Source organism: uncultured Allofournierella sp. (assembly GCA_944382705.1).
GTDB lineage: Bacteria > Bacillota > Clostridia > Oscillospirales > Ruminococcaceae > Allofournierella.
Genome location: CALWNE010000032.1, coordinates 42,989 through 60,014, shown reverse-complemented (window position 1 = coordinate 60,014; position 17,026 = coordinate 42,989). Strand labels below are relative to the sequence as shown.

General features: G+C 58.1%; 15 protein-coding genes. 6 read left to right on the top strand and 9 right to left on the bottom strand.

Translation table 11 applies throughout. From position 1 onward, the window contains the following. The first annotated feature begins 88 nt into the window (after positions 1-88). Entirely contained in the window at positions 89-1,405 is a 1,317-nt protein-coding gene (locus ACH2EM_RS04415) for a competence/damage-inducible protein A (RefSeq protein WP_395150901.1), read from the top strand. Further along, positions 1,402-4,287 (top strand): SpoIID/LytB domain-containing protein, encoded by a 2,886-nt coding sequence (locus ACH2EM_RS04410; RefSeq protein ID WP_395150900.1) that lies wholly within the window; start codon positions 1,402-1,404, stop codon positions 4,285-4,287. Before ACH2EM_RS04415 ends, ACH2EM_RS04410 begins: the two co-directional genes overlap by 4 nt. 235 nt (positions 4,288-4,522) lie before the next feature. Here the strand turns inward: ACH2EM_RS04410 and ACH2EM_RS04405 are convergent, their stop codons facing one another. From ACH2EM_RS04405 to ACH2EM_RS04365, 9 genes are all read right to left on the bottom strand, one after another. Continuing rightward, positions 4,523-5,602, bottom strand: coding sequence for an LCP family protein (locus tag ACH2EM_RS04405; RefSeq protein ID WP_395150898.1), 1,080 nt, complete (start codon positions 5,600-5,602; stop codon positions 4,523-4,525). 511 nt (positions 5,603-6,113) lie between these two features. After that, a complete protein-coding gene (atpC, locus tag ACH2EM_RS04400; protein WP_395150897.1) occupies positions 6,114-6,515 on the bottom strand; it encodes an ATP synthase F1 subunit epsilon in 402 nt (133 codons plus the stop codon). Further along, positions 6,515-7,912 carry a F0F1 ATP synthase subunit beta gene (gene atpD / locus ACH2EM_RS04395; RefSeq protein ID WP_395150895.1) on the bottom strand — a complete coding sequence of 466 codons (1,398 nt, stop codon included), beginning with the start codon at positions 7,910-7,912 and terminating at the stop codon, positions 6,515-6,517. The genes atpC and atpD overlap by 1 nt, the downstream gene beginning before the upstream one ends. 27 nt (positions 7,913-7,939) lie before the next feature. Beyond that, the gene (gene atpG / locus ACH2EM_RS04390; protein WP_395150894.1) at positions 7,940-8,920 is read right to left on the bottom strand and encodes an ATP synthase F1 subunit gamma; all 981 of its coding nucleotides are present in this window, start codon (positions 8,918-8,920) and stop codon (positions 7,940-7,942) included. Then, complete coding sequence (gene atpA, locus ACH2EM_RS04385) at positions 8,908-10,425, bottom strand: F0F1 ATP synthase subunit alpha (protein ID WP_395150893.1); 1,518 nt, start codon at positions 10,423-10,425, stop codon at positions 8,908-8,910. Before atpA ends, atpG begins: the two co-directional genes overlap by 13 nt. A 5-nt stretch (positions 10,426-10,430) precedes the next feature. After that, positions 10,431-10,946: an ATP synthase F1 subunit delta gene (gene atpH, locus ACH2EM_RS04380; protein ID WP_395150891.1), complete on the bottom strand. Its 516-nt coding sequence runs from the start codon at positions 10,944-10,946 to the stop codon at positions 10,431-10,433. Further along, positions 10,943-11,434, bottom strand: coding sequence for a F0F1 ATP synthase subunit B (gene atpF, locus ACH2EM_RS04375; protein ID WP_395150890.1), 492 nt, complete (start codon positions 11,432-11,434; stop codon positions 10,943-10,945). The genes atpH and atpF overlap by 4 nt, the downstream gene beginning before the upstream one ends. A gap of 16 nt (positions 11,435-11,450) precedes the next feature. Beyond that, on the bottom strand, positions 11,451-11,672 hold the full coding sequence (gene atpE, locus ACH2EM_RS04370; protein ID WP_395150889.1) for an ATP synthase F0 subunit C: 222 nt from the start codon (positions 11,670-11,672) through the stop codon (positions 11,451-11,453). A 51-nt stretch (positions 11,673-11,723) separates the two neighbouring features. Then, positions 11,724-12,404: a F0F1 ATP synthase subunit A gene (locus ACH2EM_RS04365; protein WP_395150888.1), complete on the bottom strand. Its 681-nt coding sequence runs from the start codon at positions 12,402-12,404 to the stop codon at positions 11,724-11,726. Between the two features lie 285 nt (positions 12,405-12,689). On the opposite strand from ACH2EM_RS04365, the gene ACH2EM_RS04360 reads away from it, so the two are divergent. The 4 genes from ACH2EM_RS04360 (at position 12,690) to ACH2EM_RS04345 (ending at position 17,000) form a co-directional block, all read left to right on the top strand. Then, on the top strand, positions 12,690-14,294 hold the full coding sequence (locus ACH2EM_RS04360; RefSeq protein WP_395150887.1) for a sensor histidine kinase: 1,605 nt from the start codon (positions 12,690-12,692) through the stop codon (positions 14,292-14,294). Beyond that, positions 14,291-15,001: a response regulator gene (locus ACH2EM_RS04355; RefSeq protein WP_395150886.1), complete on the top strand. Its 711-nt coding sequence runs from the start codon at positions 14,291-14,293 to the stop codon at positions 14,999-15,001. Before ACH2EM_RS04360 ends, ACH2EM_RS04355 begins: the two co-directional genes overlap by 4 nt. 92 nt (positions 15,002-15,093) lie before the next feature. Then, on the top strand, positions 15,094-16,059 hold the full coding sequence (gene moaA / locus ACH2EM_RS04350; RefSeq protein WP_395150885.1) for a GTP 3',8-cyclase MoaA: 966 nt from the start codon (positions 15,094-15,096) through the stop codon (positions 16,057-16,059). A 5-nt stretch (positions 16,060-16,064) separates the two neighbouring features. Continuing rightward, a complete protein-coding gene (locus tag ACH2EM_RS04345; protein ID WP_395150884.1) occupies positions 16,065-17,000 on the top strand; it encodes a molybdopterin-binding protein in 936 nt (311 codons plus the stop codon). Positions 17,001-17,026: the final 26 nt, after the last annotated feature.

Sequence of the window (17,026 nt, the reverse complement as noted above, 5' to 3'; positions counted from 1 at the left end):
TGGTGGAAAATTCCCTTCCACCCATTAAACCAACCATCAAAAAGCCCCGCCCCGGCGGGAGTTGCTGCGTAAAAGGAGTGTGCTTGCAATGAAGGCGGAAATCATCTGTGTGGGAACCGAGCTGCTGCTGGGGGGTATCCTTAACACCAATGCCTGTTTTTTGGCCCGTCAGCTGGCGGATTTGGGCATTTCTGTGTACCATCAGCAGGTAGTGGGGGATAATCCTCAGCGTCTGGCCCAGGTGGTGGAGCAGGCCATGGAACGCAGTGACCTGCTGGTGTTTTCTGGCGGGCTTGGCCCCACAGCGGATGATTTGACCAAGCACACGGTGGCCCAGTGCTTTGAGGATACACTGGAATTAAACCAGGAGATTCTGGCCCAGATTGCAGCCTACTATGCCCGCACCGGCCGCACCATGCCCCCCAGCAACGAAAAACAGGCACTGGTGCCCAGCCGGGGCGGCTGGTTCTGCAACCACAATGGCACCGCTCCCGGTATCTGGCTGGAGCGGCAGGGGGTACGGGCCATTCTGCTGCCCGGCCCGCCCAAAGAGCTGGAGCCCCTGTGGCACAGTCAGGTTCGCCCCTGGCTGGAGCAGTACTGCCCCCAGCGGCTGTACAGTCTGGTGCTTCGTGTGGTGGGCATAGGGGAAAGCCATCTGGAACAGCAGGTGAGCCATCTGCTGGAGGGAAGCAACCCCACAGCCGCCCTCTATGCAAAAACCAGCGAGGTGCATATCCGCATCACCGCCATGAAGCCGGATGCTGACCAGGCACGCCTTGCCTGCCAGGAGCTGGCCCAGGCGTTTTATGCTATCCTGGGCGACGCCATTTATGCCCAGGGAGAAGTGCCCCTGGAGCAGGCGCTGGTGGAGGCATTGCTGCACCAGCAAAAGACCCTGGCCACAGCGGAAAGCTGCACCGGCGGCCTGGTAAGCCAGAGCATTACCAATGTGCCCGGTTCCAGTCAGGTGTTTGGGTTTGGGTTTTGCACCTATGCAAACCAGGCCAAGGAGCAGCTGCTGGGCGTGGAAAAGGAGCTTTTGCAAACCGTGGGGGCGGTGAGCAGTGAGGTAGCTGCCCAGATGGCCCAGGGGGCAGCAAAGGCGGCCCAGGCGGATTTTGGCCTGGGCATCACCGGCATTGCTGGGCCCGGCGGCGGAACCGAAGAAAAGCCCGTGGGCCTTGTGTATGTATCGGTATGCAGCGGCAGCCGGGTGGCGGTTAAAAAGCTGAACCTGGGCCAGCGCAGCCGCCAGACCATTCGGGAAAGTGCAGCCACCCACGCTATGGACATGGCCCGGCGGCTGGTACTGGGATTGCCCATTCCCGGAGCCCAGTGGTTTGCCCCCGGTGACCGGGCTGTTTGGAAGGAAGTTCAGGAGAGCAACGAGGTGAAAGCATGAACCAGCAAAGCCACATCCTGGCGCTGCGGCTGTTTGGCGCAGGTCAGGCCCAGGTAGAACAGGAGCTGCGCAGGGCGGCACAGCAGGGCTGCCCCGGCTTGCAGCTGCTTGCACGGGAGGATGAACTGATTGTGTGTGTGCGGGCCAAGGCGGAAAGCCAGGCCCAGGCACAGCAGATTTGCGATGAATGGGAAGCACGCTTTCGCAAGGCGTTTGGCCCTGCCGTTTACGGCAAGGATGGGGAAGATTTAACCCAGTCTGCCCTGCAAACCATGGCAGACCGGAAAAAATTGTTTGTGGCAGCAGACCGGGTTACCGGGCGGCTGCTGCAGCCCCGGCTCCAGGAGCAGGAGCTGGCGGCGGCGGTGTATGATTTTGGCTCTCAAAGCTACGAGCACCCCACCAAAGCCGAAAAAATCAGGCCTTCGGCGGCTCTCCTCAAAAAGTATCCCCACTGCCCGGTGCAGCCACTGGCCAGCCGGGCCAGAGAGGCACTCAAGCTCTCCAAAGCGGACTATGCAGCAGCCTACAGCCCCAGCCAGCCGGGCCAGCCGGCCTTTGTGCTGGTGTGCGACGCCAAAAAGGTGTGGCTGCGCACCCTGCCGGAAACGGCCCAGCCCAACGCCCTGGCCGCTGCCTGGATTTTGGATCTGCTGCGCCGTTTGGCAGGTGGCTTGAGCATGGCAGAGGGTGTGCTCTCCTTTGCCCATGGGCAGGAGTGCCCGCCCCTGGTTTTGGCCCAGCCCCGGCCGCAGGTTCAGCCCAAGCGCACGGCGCAGCCGGCGGAAGCGCTGGACGGGTTTTTGCCCATTCAGGATGCTGCCCAGCTGTTGTTTGATGCCCAGGCCCAGCTGCCCACCGACCAGCTGGCACAAAAACCCAAAAAAAGAGGCTGGGCCCGTGTGGCGGGCAGTGTGGCGGCGGTGCTTTCGGTGGCCATTCTGGCGGCCTCGGTGTGGCACATCCGGTACAGCAGCGGTGGCTCCCCTCTGGAGGGAATGGGCTATGGCACTGCGGATTTTGATGCAGCCGCTCGCAGCAGCCTGACCCAGGCCCAGGGGCAAGGCAGCCAGGCAGCGGCCTATCTGGCCCTGCCCCAGCTGGGCGGAACGCTGGTTTACCGGGCGGGGGCTGTACCGCAAACCGCTGCTGATGGCAGGGTGTATGCCGCCGAGGCCCAGCAGGAGGCGGCCCAGTTTACCGCAAGCGTTGACCCGGCAGCCCCTCATGCAAACCCCATTGTGGTGTGTCCCCGCCAGTCCATTCCGGGGCTGGATGGCCTGAGCGACCAGGAATTGCTGAGCCAAAACAGCGGTTTTACCCTTTACACCAACGAGCAGACCTACCGCTACAAAGTGGCAGCGGTTTACTACTGGGACCCTGCCGAAACAGGGGCCACTGCATTTGATTTGTACGAGCTGGAGGATTTGAGCAACTACCAGGACTTTTTGACCTTTGTATTGGGCAGCAAGGCCCGCAGCCTGTACGAAATGCCGGTGGATTTGCAGGATGACGACCGGTTTGCAACCCTGGTGGCCGATATGGAGGATGGCACCAAGCTGGTGATTTTGGGCCGGATGCAGCGCAGCGATGAAACAGCGGTGCTGCAGCCCAAGCAGATTCAGCCAGCCGACCAGCCCCTGCTGCCCATGGCCATGTACAAGGCCGCAGACCAGCAGGCCCCCTCGGTGGAAACCTTGAACCAGTACTGGATGAACTGGTACCTTACCAGCGGCGCCACCAGCAGCGATGTACAGCAGGAAAGCGGTATGCCCCAGGAGGATCAGCTGGTGGAAGGGGAGCTTTTGACCCCTGAAAACCAGGAAAACCAGCAGCCGGAAACCAGCGCCAGCCCAGAGCCTTCTTCCAGTGCTGCCCCCAGCAGCAGTGAAAAGCCGGGCACCAGTGCCAGCCCCAAGCCCACGGCAACCGGCACTGGCACCCCCAGTCCCCAGCAGACAGAGGCACCTACCCAGCAGCCCGCAGGGAACGCCACCCAGGCGCCCATCCAGCAGGCTACCCAGGCGCCGGTGCAAACCCAGGCCCCCACTCCGGCACCCACTCAGGCGCCCACCCCTGCCCCCACGGCTGCGCCATCCAGCGGTAAAACCATTACCGTAACCATGAATGGCGTGCGCCAGGAGATGGACCTGGTGGAATGCCTGGCCATGATTGCCCGTGCCGAGATGGGCGCCGGTGCTCCGGTGGAAGCCTACAAGGCCCAGATTATTGCGGCCCACTCCTGGATTTTGAGCCAGGGCGGAGCCCCCAGCGTGGTGGGCAGAGAGCCCAACAGCACCATCCGACAGGCAGCCCAGGAGGTGGCAGACCTGGTGGTGACCTACAACGGCAGGGTGGCCTTTACCCCGTATTTTGCAAGTGCTGCCTTTGGTACCAATGCCAGCGAGGATGTGTGGGGCAGCTCCCGTCCCTATCTGGTAGCGGTGGACAGCCCCTATGACCAGACCTATGCCACCAACTGGCAGAACACCCGTGTGTTTACGGTGGAGGAGGTGGCCCAGCGGGCCAGCGAACGGCTGGGACAGGATTTGTACGCTTACAGCGACGACCCTTCCACCTGGATGGGGGATTTGGTGAAAAACAGTTCCGGCTATGTTACCAGTATGCGGGTGGGCAATGTTACCATCAGCGGCAGCAAATTGCAGGAAAATGTTCTGGCCGGTTTCTCCGGGCGGCCCATTCGCAGCGCTGCCTTTGACATTACATACAGCGATGGAGCCTTTTCCATTACCACCTATGGCTATGGTCATGGCTGCGGCATGAGTCAGTTTGGCGCCTGGGGTTATGCAGCCAACGGCTGGAGCTACCAGCAGATTCTGGCCCATTACTACCCCGGTACCAGCCTTTCGGCGGTGGGCTGATGGATGTTAACCGGAAGCGGGCCTCTGTGTTAAATCCGCAAGGCGGATTGCAGGGCCTTTGCGGCAAGCCAGCCGCTGCCAGGTTGATTTATAAAAGAAAAAAGATAAACGCAAGAGGTTCCCTGCCATGCACTGCGGCAGGGAACCTCTTGCGCTTTTGTAAGGGTGGCTGGGGCGCAAAAAAACTCCCCCAAAGTTTTGGGGGAGTGAGTGTTTTAAGTGGCTGAACCCAGCATTAAGCGGCGCTGCTGGCAGAACTGCTCTGAGCACTTTGGGCAGAGCTTGCATCCTCGCTCTGTTCGGCCACCAAACCGCCCAGAGTGCGGCCGGGGTCAATGTTCATGCCGTAGAGATAGCTTTCGCCGGTAACAAGGCCCAAATCTTCTTCGGCCACCGGGTGGGCTGCATCCCGGAAGTGCTCGTTCAGCAGCTGGGCACAGCTTTCTCTGTCCACATAATAAACAAATTTGTGCCCGTTGATGTTGGCAGCACCGCCAGGCAGCCGCACAATGTAGATTTGTTCGGGATTTACCTTCAGCAGGGTGGCGTAGATGCCCCAAAGCTCGGTGATATCCAGGCTGGTGTTGATATAGTGGGCTACCACCTTGCAGGTGTTATAATAGTCGGCAAGGGTGTACTCGGTAAGCAGACTTTTTACAAGGGCAGCGTAGAAGTACTGCTGGGTTTCCAGACGCTTGTAATCGGCAGTGCCATAGTTGCGGTTGCGCAGAATCACCTCGGCCGTATCGCCGCTTACCCGGTGCTGGCCCTGAGGTACCAGCATCTCTTCCTCGCCGGTTTCGGGGTTGATGGCCGTAATATCCCAGGGAACATACATTTCGATGCCGCCCATGTTGTTGAGCATGGTTTTAAAAGCCTGCATATCAATGGTGATGTAATCGTCCACCGGCAGCTTGAACAGCTGGTAAAGCTTGTTGGCAATGTTGTTGATTTTGTTGGTTTGATCGGGGCCGTTGGCAAATACCTCGTTGATTTTGCCGGTATGGGTGGAAATGCCCTCGCCTATATCCTCGCCTGCGTAGGTGTCACGGGGGATTTGCAGGGCATTGATGGTGTAATTTACCCGGTCGATTTGCAGGTACAGCAGCACATCGGTCATGCCTTTGCCGTTGGAATAATCCCGGCCTTCGTCGTCTGCATCGTAGTCGATGCCCATAATCAGGAGGTTGTAAAACCGGTCGCCGCCAGATTCGATATCCGGGTCGGTTTGCTGGTTCAGGGTACCGGCATCGCCCTCGTCAAAGGCATCGGCAATCTGGCTGTAAAAGTAATAAGCAGATGCGCATCCTGCCACCAGCAGAACTGCCAGAACTAGAGCGGCTATTTTTAAAACTAGCGATCGTTTTGAGTGTTGCAAAAGGTTGCCCTCACTTTCTGTTGGGTGAACATTGAAACAAAATAATCCACTTTATCATGGAAAAAAAGCCATAATATGGATGTTTGTATCAAAATAGTTACAAAGATATTATACCCTATTCCGGGCAATCTGGCAGTAATTGAAGTGAAATTTGATTTAATAACAAGTTTGCAGGGACTGAATTTGTGCATTTTGCGTAAATTTGCCGAAAAAATGTACAAAGATTGTGAAGATGAAAGGATGATATTTCCTAAATAGCCATTTAAAAACCAGTTCATGGTGCATCCATAAGCTGGTTTACTATCCTGGGGGGAATGCCCGGATTTGGGGCAGGGGCAAAGAGGGCAGCAGGCAAAAAAAGGAAGGAGAGCCGTGGCTCTCCTTCCTTTTTTGATACAAAACACATGGGTCAAACCACAAAAGCCGCAAAATCAGCTGCAAAGAGCCATCAGCGGCGGCCAGATACCTTCAGGCGGGCCATGGCACGGGCCATAGCGGCCTTGGAGCGATGGTATTCTTCCACGCTCTTTTTCTGGCGCAGGCGTTCCTCGGCACGCTCCAAAGCTTCCTGGGCACGCTTGGCGTCAATTTCCGCCGGGTCCTCGGCGCTGCTCACCAGCACAATGGCCCGTTCCGGCATGATTTCCACAAAGCCCTGGCCAATGGCGGCGGTTTTCCACTCGCCGTTCACCCGAAAGCGCAGTTCGCCCGGCTCCATGGCGGTTACGGCAGGCTCGTGGCCGGGCAGCACGCCATACAGGCCGTCAATGGCGGGGATAACCAGTTCCTCCGCAGGGCCAATGTAAAACTGCCGCTCCGGGGTGATAATCTCCAAAAACAGAGTAGCCATTAAATCGCCCCCTGTGCACGGGCCTTTTCCCGCACCTCGTCAATGGTACCAACCATGGAGAAGGCAGTTTCGGGGTATTTGTCCAGCTCGCCGCCCAGAATGGCCTCAAAGCTATTGATGGTTTCGCTCAAGGGCACATAGCGGCCCTGCATACCGGTAAAGGTTTCGGCCACAAAGAAGGGCTGGCTGAAGAACTGCTGAATGCGGCGGGCACGCTCCACGGTCTTTTTGTCGGCGTCGCTCAGTTCTTCCATGCCCAGAATGGCGATGATGTCCTGCAATTCTTTGTAGCGCTGCAGCAGCTCCTGGGTGCCGCGGGCTACCCTGTAGTGACGGCTGCCCACCACATCCGGCTCCAGAATACGGCTGCTGGATTCCAGCGGGTCCACAGCGGGGTAGATGCCCTGTTCCACGATTTTACGGCTCAAAACGGTGGTGGCATCCAGGTGGGTAAAGGTGGTGGCAGGGGCCGGGTCGGTCAGGTCGTCGGCGGGCACATACACAGCCTGCACGCTGGTGATGGCCCCATCACGGGTGGAGGTAATACGCTCCTGCAAAGCACCCACCTCGTTGGCCAGAGTGGGCTGGTAGCCTACGGCGCTGGGCATACGGCCCATCAGAGCGGATACCTCGCTGCCGGCCTGCACATAACGGAAGATGTTATCGATGAACAGCAGCACATTGCGCTTTTCCTGGTCACGGAAATATTCGGCCATGGTCAGGCCGGTGAGTGCCACACGCATACGGGCTCCCGGCGGCTCGTTCATCTGGCCAAAGACCAGTGCGGTTTTGGAAAGAACGCCGCTGTCCTTCATGTCACGCCACAAATCGTTGCCCTCACGGGTACGCTCGCCCACGCCGGTAAAGATGGAATAGCCGCCGTGCTCGGTGGCAATGTTGCGGATCAGCTCCTGAATCAAAACGGTTTTGCCTACACCGGCGCCGCCAAACAGACCAATCTTGCCGCCACGGGCATAGGGAGCCAGCAGGTCGATGACCTTAATGCCGGTTTCCTGAATCTGCACCACAGGGCTCTGGTCCACAAATTCGGGGGGCTGGCGATGGATGGACCACTTGTCAGCGTCCTTTACATCCTCGCCGCCGTCAATGGCCTTGCCCAGAACATTGAACATACGGCCCAGGCATTTTTCGCCCACGGGCACCTCAATGGGGGCGCCGGTGGCGGTAACAGCCACACCACGGCCCAAACCCTCGCTGGGGCTGAGCATGATGCAGCGCACGGTGTTGCCGCCCACATGCTGGGCAACTTCCATCACCTGTTCGGTGCCGTTCAGCTGCACGGTCAGGGCTTCGTTGATGGCAGGCAGCTTGCCGCTGTCAAATTCCACATCTACAATGGGGCCCAAAACCTGTGCGATGGTACCTTGGTTTTGCATATCGGTTCCTCGCTTTCAGAGAATAAATCAAAGGGTTGGGGCTGCCGGGCTGGGCAGCTGGGTGGGGGTGCCGTCGGCCTGCACCAGATAAACCGCATCCGGCTTTGGCAGGGCAGCGGTGTGCAGGCACACCTTTTTTTGCTGAGAGCCGCCCACAATCTCGGTAATTTCCTGGGTAATAGCGGCCTGGCGGGCACGGTTCAGCTCCAGCGAAAGGGTGCGAATCATCTCACGGGCGTTTTTGGTGGAAGAATCCATGGCGGTCATGCGGGCGTTCTGCTCGCTGCAAAAGGATTCCACCAGGCAGCCAAACACCACACCTTTCAGATAGCCGGGCACGATTTTATCCATAACCTTGTAAGAGGAAGGCACATAGGTTACCCGGCGCTTGTACTGGCCGCCGCTGTATTCCGGCTCGGTGTACTCAAACTGGTTGATATCCAGGGGCAGCAGCTGGTAGGTGCGGGGCTCCATCATCAGGGGTGTTACCATGTAGGTGAACACCATGTGAACCTCGTCCAGCTCGCCGCTTAAAAACAGCTTGGCAATCTCCTCGCTGATGTCCCGGGAGCGGGTGATGGTGGGGTCCTGTGCGGTGTACAGAAAGTCGGTTTCAAAGGGGATGCCCCGGCCGGTAAAATAGGCCCGGCCCACCTGGCCGATTACAAACAGACGGTAGTTGGGGGTTTGTGCCAGTTTTTCTTCGGCCAGCTTGAGCACATTGTGGTTGTAGGCACCGCAAAGGCCCTTGTCGCCGGTTACCACAACATAACCCACGGTACGGTTATGGCCAGGGCGCTTTTCCATATAGGGATGGTCCAGCCGGCCGGAGTGGTGCAGGATATCGGCAATGGTATCCTGAATTTTTTGAAAGTAGGGGTGCACGCCGTTGAGCTGCTGGCGTGCCTTGCGCATTTTGGAGGAGGAAATCAGATACATGGCGTTGGTGATTTTAAGGGTCTGATCCACGCTCTTAATGCGCACCCGGATTTCTTTTATGCTTTCCATTGTGCGCTCACCTGATCCTTATATCCCTCCAGTGCAGAGCGGATGCCTTCGGCAACGGCGGCGGACAGTGCGCCGGTGGTGTCGATTTCCTCCAGCAGCTGGGGTTGGGTGTTTTGCAGATGGTCCACAAAGCCCTGGGCCACGGTGCGCACATGGGCAAGGGGCACATCGGCCAAAAGACCATTGGTGGAAATATACAGGATGGTAGCCTGACGGCTTACGCTCATGGGGGAGTACAAAGGCTGCTTGAGCAGCTCCATCAGCCGCTTGCCGTGGTCCAGTGCATTCTGGGTGGCTTTGTCCAAATCCGAGCTGAACTGGGTGAATACCTCCAGCTCACGGAAACGGGCCAGGTCGATGCGCAGGGTACCGGCGGTCTTTTTAACCGCCTTGGTCTGAGCACTGCCGCCCACACGGCTGACGGACAGGCCCACATTGACGGCGGGACGCTGGCCGGAGAAGAACAGGTTGCTCTCCAGATAAATCTGGCCATCGGTGATGGAAATCACATTGGTGGGAATATAGGCGGAAACATCGCCTGCCTGGGTTTCGATGATGGGCAGAGCGGTCATGGAGCCGCCGCCGTACTCCTGGGTCAGCCGGCAGGAACGCTCCAGCAGGCGGCTGTGCAGATAGAACACATCGCCGGGGTATGCTTCACGGCCGGGGCTGCGGTGCAGCAGCAGGGACAGGGCACGGTAGGCCACAGCGTGCTTGGAAAGGTCGTCGTACACAATCAGCACATCCTTGCCCTGGGACATAAAGTATTCGCCCAGAGCGGTGGCGGAGTAGGGGGCAATGTATTGCAGGGGAGCCGGCTCGCTGGCAGGACTGGATACAATGATGGAATACTCCATGGCACCGTATTTTACAAAGGTGTTGCGCAGCTGTGCCACGGTGGAAGCCTTCTGGCCGATGGCCACATAGATGCAGATAACATCCTTGCCTTTCTGGTTCAGAATGGCGTCCACAGCAACGGAGGTTTTGCCGGTCTGGCGGTCGCCGATAATCAGCTCACGCTGGCCACGGCCAATGGGTACCATGGCGTCGATGGCCAAAATACCGGTCTGCAAAGGCACATTCACTGGCTCACGGGAAACAACACCGGAGGCTTCTCGCTCGATGGGCAGGGTCTGGGTGGTTTCGATGGGGCCCAGGCCGTCGATGGGACGGGCCAGAGCATCCACGGTGCGGCCAATCATGGCGTCGCCCACAGGCACATCAGCGGCACGGCCGGTGCGCTTTACCACACTGCCCTCTGCCAGGCCGTCCTGCTTGCCCAGCAGAACTACACCCACGCTGTCCCGCTCCAGGTTCAGCACAATGCCCTTGGTGCCGTTTTCAAACTCCACCAGCTCGCCGTAAATGGCGTTGCGCAGGCCGTAGATGGTGGCAATGCCATCACCAATTTCCAAAATGGAACCGGTCTCATCGCAGGTGGCACGGTTATCGTAATGTTCAATCTCCTCCCGCAGGATGGAGATAATTTCTTCGGACTGATTCACAGGATTCACCTCTCTTGCAGCTGGCGAGACAAACGCTGAAGCTGCCCGCTGACACTCTTGTTGTATGTGGTTCCGTTGATTTCCAGCACAAAGCCGCCCAGCAGGGCAGGCTCGATGCAAACCTGCATTTCCACGGCGGCCAGCTTATGGAGCTGGCACATGGCCCGGCCCAGCTGAGAAACCGTTTGCTGGCTGGGTGCATGGGCACAGCGCAGCAGACAAACAGCCTTGTTCTCGCTGGCCAGCTGCAGCAGGTGGAACTGGTGTACAATTTCGCTCAGGATGCAAAAACGGCCCTTTTCGGCCAAAAGCTCATAAAAATGAAGCAGTTGTTTGGGGCAGTCTGCAAAAGGCAGGCGGTGAATCACCGCCTGCTTTTCTTTTAAACGGACTGCCGGGCTTACCAACGCCTGGTACAAAGCGGGGTTTTCCAAAATCAGGCTGGCACTCTGGCGCAGCTGCTGTTCGGAAACACCGGTCTGGAACAAGGCGGCAGCATAGCGCTGGGCTGTCTGGCTCATGCGTGTTCCTCCACTTCACTCAGGAAGGCAGTAACCAGGGCCTGGTCGGCATCGGCATTCATGTTTTGCTGAGAAACCTTGGAGGCAGCCATCAGGGCCAGCATGGCAATCTGCTGCCGTGCCTGGGCCAGCATGGCGTCCTTGTCGGCCTGGGCCTGCTGCTGGGCAGCGGCCTGCAAACGGCTAATGTCCTGCCGGGCCTGTTCCATCTTGGCTTCGTAGTCTGCCTGGGCCTGCTTTCTGGCCTGGTCCAAAATAGCCTGGGCCTCCTTTTTGGCGGCCAGCAGGTGGGCCTCGTACTCGGCCTTGGTCTGGTTTGCCTCTTCCATGCGGGCCTGGGCACCCTGAATGTTATCCGAAATCTCCTTGGAGCGTTCGTCCAGCATCCGGGTGACCGGGCCAAACAAAAACTTTTTCATTAAAAGAAGCAGAATTGCCAGGTTTAAAAACACCCACAGTATTTCTGCATTCAGGTTTAAAATCGTCACGGCATCTCGCCTCCCATTACTGCATGAAGATCAGCAGGATGGCAATCAGGAAACCGTAGATAGCGGTAGCTTCGGCCAGCGCACAGCCCAGCAGCAGGTTGCTGCTGATTTTGCCGGCAGCTTCGGGCTGGCGGGCAATGGCCTCGTTGGATTTGCCGGTGGCAATACCAATGCCCAGGCCTGCACCCAGGCCAACCAGAACAGCGATAGCAGCACCAATAGCAGTAGCGGTAGTCATAATAAAGTTCCTCCTAAAAATCAATGTTTAAAAAATGTTGGTGAAAGGTGGTTATTCAATGGCTTCGCCCAGGAACAGCGTGGTCAGGAAAACAAAAACCACCGCCTGGATGATGCCGTCGAATGCATCGAAATAAAGGCTCAAGGGGATGGGCACAATGGCCGGCGCCACAATTTTGATGAGTTCCATAATGACAAAGGATGCAAACACATTGCCAAACAGACGCATACACAGCGAAAGCGGCCGGATGCCAATCTCCAGAATGTTCAGGGGCGCAACAATGGGCGAAGGTTCCGCAAATTTGCGAAGTCCGCCTTTAAGCCCCTTAACGCGAAAGCTGGAACCATAAATCAGCAAAGCCGACATAATGGCAAGGCCAGCGGTTACATTCAGGTCCTTGGTGGGCGGGGTAAGGCCCACAAATTCCGAAAGGTTGGCCAGTACCAGATAGATGCCCATGGTACCCAGAATGGGTGCGTAGCTGCGCCAGTGATGGCCCAGGTTTTCGCGGCAGAAGTTGTTCAAAAATCCCACCAGCGCTTCTGCCACCATCTGTTTGCGGCCCGGTACCTTTTTCATGTCGTGGGTCAGCCAGATGGCAACCAGCGTAATGCCGGCAATCAAAATCCAGCTTACCACCGCAGATTCCGGCACGGGAATACCGCCAAAAATGGGAATTTCAAATGCAGTTTTGTTTTGCAGCGCTTGTGCGAGTTCCTCTTTGATATCCATAGATTCTCCCCCCTTTTGATACCTGCCCTATTGTAAGCTGTTCTCCGGTTAGGGGCAAGTCTTACGAAACTAAAAAAAATAAAAAACCAAACAAACCGACGATTTTCATAATAGAGGCAAACCAATGTGGAAAAAATGCACCGGCATTGTGCAGAAATCACAGCGAAAAAACGGCCCTGTGGCGTCATTTGTGCCGTCTGGGTAATTGTGGTATGATAAGGGCACAAGCCGCCGGATGATGGCCGGCAGATTGCTTTAGCCCCAAAAAGGAGGAGCCCGCCCGTTATGAAACCCTTGAAATTGCTGCACAAAGTGCAAAATACCCTCACCAGCCAGCTTTCGCTGCTGAGCGTTCTGGGCATTGTGGCGGCGCTTTTGCTGGGGCTGGTGAGCAGCCTGTGCCTGAATATGCACACCAGCGAAACCATGCAGAACCAGCATATGCAGGAGATGGCGGCCGTGCTGGCCCAGACCGATACCGTAAAACGGCTGCTGATGACCGGCCAAAATCAGGACAAGGAGCTGGTGCAGGCGGTAGCCGCCCAGATGGAAGGGGTGGATGTGGTGCTGGTGGCCGATCCCCAGGGGCAGGTGGTTGTGTTTGGCGGCCGCTGGTCCGGCGACTATGTTACCCTGCCCAGGTCTGGGGAAAGCCTGGCCCCGCAGCGCATGAAAACGGAGCATGGGCTGGAACGCTGTGCCTTTGCCCCGGTGTACCAGGACCAGCAGCTGCTGGGCTATGTGATGACAGGGGTACATGAGCGTTTTGTGTATGCAGTGGTGGGCCTTACACTGGCCCAGTACCTGCTCATTGGCGTGGTGGCGGTGCTGATTGGTGCGGTACTGGCCCGGCGCATGGCGGTGCAGATTAAAGGGGAACTAAAGGGCTATGAGCCCAATGTGTTTGCCCAGATGGTGGATCAGCGCACCGAGGTATGGGATGCACTGGAGGAAGGGGTGCTGGCCATTGATGCAGCCAGCCGGATTGTGTATGTGAATGCCGCAGCGGTGGAGATGCTGCACCTGGATGCTCAGCAGCCCCTGGGGGCAAAGCTGCACCAGGTATACCCGGCCAGCACGCTGGAACGTATTTTGCAAACCGGCCAGCCGGAATACAATGTGCCCCTGCGCTCGTTGCAGGATGCAAAGGTGCTGGCAGACCGGGTGCCGGTGCGCAAGGAGGGCAAAATCATTGGGGCAGTGGCCATTTTCCGCAACCGAACCGAGATGATGCGGCTGGCCCAGGATCTGACCGGCGTGCGCCATGTGATGGAGGCACTGCGGGCCAACAACCACGAATTTATGAACAAGCTCCATGTGATTTTGGGCCTGCTGCAGCTGGAGGAATACCAGGAAGCGGAACGCTATGTGCTGGAGCTGACCAAGGCACGGGCCCAGTCCACCGGGGATATAACCAAGCGCATCCAGGAGCCTTCTGTGGCAGCCTTGCTGATTGGCAAATTAAGCCGTGCCCAGGAATTGCAGGTGCATTTTTCCCTGGACCCTTCCAGCAAGCTGCTCCAGGGCAGCCGCTGCCTTTCTACCCATGCCATGATTTTGATTTTGGGCAATCTGATTGAAAACGCCTTCGATTCCTTCCGTCATGTGGCCAGCGGGGCAGTGCGGGAGGTGGAGGTTTGCATTCTGGAGGAGGAAAAAGGCCTGCTCATCTGTGTGGAGGACAGCGGCTGTGGCATGGAGCCGGATGTGTGCCAGCGGATGTTCCAGCAGGGCTATTCCACCAAAGGCGAGGGCCGAGGCACCGGCCTTGCTTTGGTACAGCAGATGCTGGAAAGTTACGGCGGTACCATCCGGGTGGAGTCCACACCGGGGCTTGGTACCACCATTACCATCAATGTGCCGGTACAACAGGAGGAAAAAGACCTATGATGCAGGAGGAACGCAAGCTGCCTTACCAGGTGGTGATTGTGGAGGATGATCCTATGGTGGCCATGCTCAACCGCCGCTATACCCAAAAGGATGATCGGTTTGTGGTGGTAAAGGAGTTTAACCGGGGCCAGCCTGCGCTGGATTATCTGCGGTTTCACCCGGTGGATTTGCTGCTGCTGGATATGTATATGCCGGAGCTGAGCGGTTTGGAGCTGCTTCGGCAGCTGCGCAGTGCCGGGGTGCAGGTGGATGCCATTTTGATTACCGCTGCCAGCGACACACCCACCGTGGAGAATGCCATGCGGCTGGGCGTGGTGGATTATCTGGTAAAACCCTTTGAATACCAGCGGTTCCAGCAGGCGCTGGACACCTTCCACTGGCGCCGGGCGGCGGTGCAGTGCCCCACCATGAGCCAGCAGGAGCTGGATGGGCTGCTGCATAGCCCCACCCAGGCATTGCCCGCCAAGGCGCCCATCCCCAAAGGCTTGCAGGAAAAAACCCTGGCCCTGATTTTGGAGTTTTTGCGCCAGCAGACCCAGAGCCTGACCTGCGAGCAGATTGCCCATGGGGTGGGGTTTTCGGTGGTAACGGTGCGCCATTATGTGGCCTATCTGGCCCAGAGCGGGCAGGTGGAGTCTCAGGTGGATTATTCCACCGGCGGCAGACCCAGCGTGCTGTATTGGCTGGCCCGGCCACACAGTAATTGACTTTGAACGACAAAATCGTTACAATCGTTATAGCAAAAGAACTACAATGCTTTTTGGGGCGGTGCCCCACAAAAAGGGAAAAGGAGTGCCCTATGCAGGATTCCTATGGGCGCAGCATTGATTATCTGCGCATTTCCGTCACCGACCGGTGCAACCTGCGCTGCCGGTACTGTATGCCCCAGGGGATAGACTGGGCCGAACACGATACCATTCTGAGGTATGAAGAAATTTTGCAGGTGGCCCGTGCAGCCATTGCCCAGGGCATCAACTGCTTTAAAATTACCGGCGGCGAACCCCTGGTGCGCCGGGGCATTGTGGAGTTTATTAAGGAGCTGGCCGCTCTGCCGGGCTGCCGCAATGTAACCCTGACCACCAACGGCCTGCTGCTGGCGCCGCTGGCAAAGCCCCTGGCCCAGGCAGGGCTGGAGGCGGTGAATGTAAGCCTGGATACCCTGGACCCGGCACAGTATGAGGCCATTACCGGCTTTGCCGGGCTGCCCCAGGTGCTGGAGAGCATTCAGGCAGCCATGCAGGCCGGGCTGCGGGTAAAAATCAACAGTGTGCTGCTGGCGGATACCGCAAACCAGATTAAGCCTCTGGCCCGGCTTGCAGCGCAATGGCCGGTGGATGTGCGCTTTATTGAGCTGATGCCCATTGGCGAGGGGGCAGCAGGCGGGGGCTATAACCCTGCGCTGGCCCACCGTGAACTGCTGGAGGAATGGCCGGACCTGCATTCGGTGCAGGAACGGCGGGGCAACGGCCCTGCCTGGTATGAGGCTGCGGAGGGCCTTTTGGGCCGCATTGGCTGGATTGATGCGGTAAGCCATGGCTTTTGCGATGGCTGCAATCGGGTACGCCTGACCAGCACCGGCCAGCTAAAACCCTGCCTGTGCTACGAGCAGGGGGTGGATTTACGCAAGCTGCTGCGCAGTGGCGCCAGCCAGGCTCTGCTGGAGCAAACCATTGCCCAGGCCATTGCCCAAAAACCCAAGGCCCATTGCTTTAACCAGGCACAGGATATTACAGAGTACCGCCGTATGGCGCAGATTGGAGGATAATTGCCGTGGGCATTGTAAAGGCGATTTGTATTTCGGAAGTACGAGGGGTGCAAAAGCACCCGGTGGAGCAGGTGACCCTTACCCCGGAATGGGGCATTGTGGGGGATGCCCATGGCGGCAGCTGGCACCGCCAGGTGAGCCTGCTTTCCTACGATAAAATTGAGGCGTTCCGCCAAAAGGGAGCGGACATTGATTTTGGGGCCTTTGGCGAAAACCTGGTGGTTTCCGGCTTTGATTTCCGCAGTTTGCCGGTGGGCACCCTGCTGCGCTGCGGCTCGGTGCTGCTGGAAATGACCCAGATTGGTAAGGAGTGCCACAGCCATTGTGAAATCTACAAGGCAATGGGCGATTGCATCATGCCCCGTGAAGGCGTGTTTGCCAAGGTGGTGGAGGGCGGCTGCATTGCCGTGGGGGATGAAATGACCATTCAGCCCCGCACCCAGCCCCGGCCCTTCCAGGCGGCGGTTATCACCCTGTCGGACAAGGGCGCAAGGGGACAGCGCACCGACGAAAGCGGCCCGGCCATTGTGCAGCGGCTGGAGCAGGAGGGCTACCAGGTAGTGGAAACCCTGCTGCTGGCGGACGAACAGGCGGCCTTGCAGCGGCATCTGATTCGTTTGTGTGACCAGCGTCAGCTGGATTTGATTCTTACCACCGGCGGCACTGGTTTTTCGCCCCGGGATATTACCCCCGAAGCCACCCTGGCGGTGGCCACCCGGCAGGCTCCCGGCATTGCGGAGGCCATCCGGGCGGCCAGCATGGCCATTACTCCCCGTGCCATGCTCTCCCGTGGGGCATCGGTGATTCGGGGCAAAACCCTGATTGTAAACCTGCCCGGCAGCCCCAAGGCAGTGCAGGAAAGCATGGATGTATTCCTGCATACCATCGGCCACGGCCTGGCTGTTATGCGAGGGCAGGAGGGTGAATGTGCCCGCAGGTAAGCGCAAGCTGCTGCACCGGGTTTGCC